The organism is Serratia grimesii NBRC 13537, from assembly GCF_001590905.1.
Taxonomy (GTDB): domain Bacteria; phylum Pseudomonadota; class Gammaproteobacteria; order Enterobacterales; family Enterobacteriaceae; genus Serratia; species Serratia grimesii.
In genome coordinates this window covers 1-1812 of the sequence record NZ_BCTT01000033.1, presented here as the reverse complement: position 1 = coordinate 1812, position 1812 = coordinate 1, and the positions used below count along the sequence as shown (strand labels likewise).

Here is a 1812-nt window from a genome sequence, read left to right as displayed (position 1 = left end):
GCTGATTTGAGCGTCAGATTTTGTGATGCTTGTCAGGGGGGCGGAGCCTATGGAAAAACGGCAGCGGCGCATTCTTTTGCTGCCCCGCTTGTCATGCCGTATGTCTTTGCTCTTATCCGTGTGCAGGTAACGCCCGCCGCAGCCGAACGGCAGGAGCGGCAGCGACTGAGTGAGCGAGGAGGCGTCATATCCCCGGGCTTCCATTTTCTCCCGTACGCCCCGCCGCTGCACTTTCCTCTGTCACATGACGCACTTTCATAACGTGTTACTCCACCGTAGCATATTGAGCCCGTATACACTCCGCTAGTGCTACTTGACTGGTTCAGGGCTGCGCCCAGAAACCCGCTAACAACCTCTCAGCTACTGGATATCACCCCATGCCATCTGAATATGATGAACAACTGGATTCGACTGATACGCAGCTTCCCGGCGAATATGACCTTTTTGATTTAATGGCGCAGGTTACTGAAGAGAACTTGCATGCCCCTGTGGATTTTGGGTCGCCTGTCGGCCGGGAAGCGTTATAGCTTTTTCGCTTGCCCGCGTACGTGGTAATACGCCGGTATTACATTTTATTTCTTTATTTTCATGTAATTACAGGTGATTGTAATACGTTGCGTATTACATAAATAAACGGAGATTCCAGTTTTTACCTTTTAATTCATGCAGTTGCGATGAAAATCGCGGCTGCGTTAGGTGTATGACCATTTAAGGGCCAAAAAATTATCATTCTGGCCGGGTGATCTGCGGAGGTTAAGGGGCGTCGGTGACAAAAAAACGTCATTAACGACCTCGTTCATGCTCGCATGAACGGATTATTTTTCCGGACTACAGGTAAACTACAGAAAGACTACAAAAGCTGATGACTTAATCCTGATTTTTAGTGCGATGACTACAGATAAACTACAAAATAACTACAGGATTACCTCAGATCCGTTCTCTGAACCATTCGTACATCCGACCTCCTTACCGGTTTTACACTGAGCACTGATGCTCTGAGGTCCCTTATGACGAAACAACAGAAAACAGCGCTGAACATGGCTAAATTCATCCAGAATCAGTCTCTGCTCCTGCTGGAGAAGCTTAACGAGCTTGATCTCGATGCTGAGGCCGACCTTTGTGAGAAACTCCACGATGATGCGGAGCATCTTTTCCGTACACTGTCCTCGAGACTGGATGAATTACAGGATGGTAACTGATGGCCAGAGTGTCTATTAGTGAAGCGGCACGGCTTGTTAAGGTTAGTCGCCCCACAATTTACAAGATGATTAACAGTGGGAAGTTAAGTTACACCTCTGTTGTAAAGCACGGGAAGGCTATTAAAATTATTGATACTTCAGAGCTTATTAGAGTGTTTGGTTCTCTTGATGGTGTCATCGATACTGTAAAATATGATGTAAAAAGTGACGCAGAATCTACAGGTGTTAACAGCGTTGATTTACATGATTTACAACATAGAATTGCTTTACTAGAAGCTGAAAACGATGGTCTTAAAGGGGCTGTTAAGGCTCGAGATGAGCATATTGATTCCCTTCGTCAGGCAATGCAGCTTCTGGAGCACAAGCACGAACCTTCTTCACCACCCGATTCCCCGTGGTGGAAATTCTGGAAAAAATCCTGATCCTGCCATGCTTGAGTTTTCCTCTCCGGCCATCCCGGGGAGTTCCTGAACCTTCCCAAAAATCGCCAGATCTCTGAACGCTCCTCACGACTAAAAATACCCACACACTACGCAAAATTAAAATTTTGCAGATTTGTATTTAATATCAGTGGTTTACTTTCCTGAAGTTTCGTTTTTTAAATTTTATTTAC

3 protein-coding genes and 1 pseudogene are annotated in these 1812 nt (G+C 45.8%); 3 read left to right on the top strand and 1 reads right to left on the bottom strand.

Annotated features, from left to right (window positions below):
- Positions 1-204 (bottom strand): annotated as a pseudogene (locus SGR01S_RS24465) (hypothetical protein); the annotation flags it as partial.
- Positions 205-377: 173 nt separating this feature from the next.
- Between SGR01S_RS24465 and SGR01S_RS24415 the strand changes: the two are divergent.
- From SGR01S_RS24415 to SGR01S_RS23470, 3 genes are all read left to right on the top strand, one after another.
- Positions 378-527, top strand: a complete 150-nt coding sequence (locus tag SGR01S_RS24415) for an AbrB/MazE/SpoVT family DNA-binding domain-containing protein (RefSeq protein ID WP_001138880.1) — start codon at positions 378-380, stop codon at positions 525-527.
- Positions 528-1007: 480 nt separating this feature from the next.
- Positions 1008-1199, top strand: coding sequence for a Rop family plasmid primer RNA-binding protein (locus SGR01S_RS23475; protein ID WP_032421723.1), 192 nt, complete (start codon positions 1008-1010; stop codon positions 1197-1199).
- Positions 1199-1621, top strand: coding sequence for a helix-turn-helix domain-containing protein (locus SGR01S_RS23470; RefSeq protein WP_061808721.1), 423 nt, complete (start codon positions 1199-1201; stop codon positions 1619-1621). Before SGR01S_RS23475 ends, SGR01S_RS23470 begins: the two co-directional genes overlap by 1 nt.
- Positions 1622-1812: the final 191 nt, after the last annotated feature.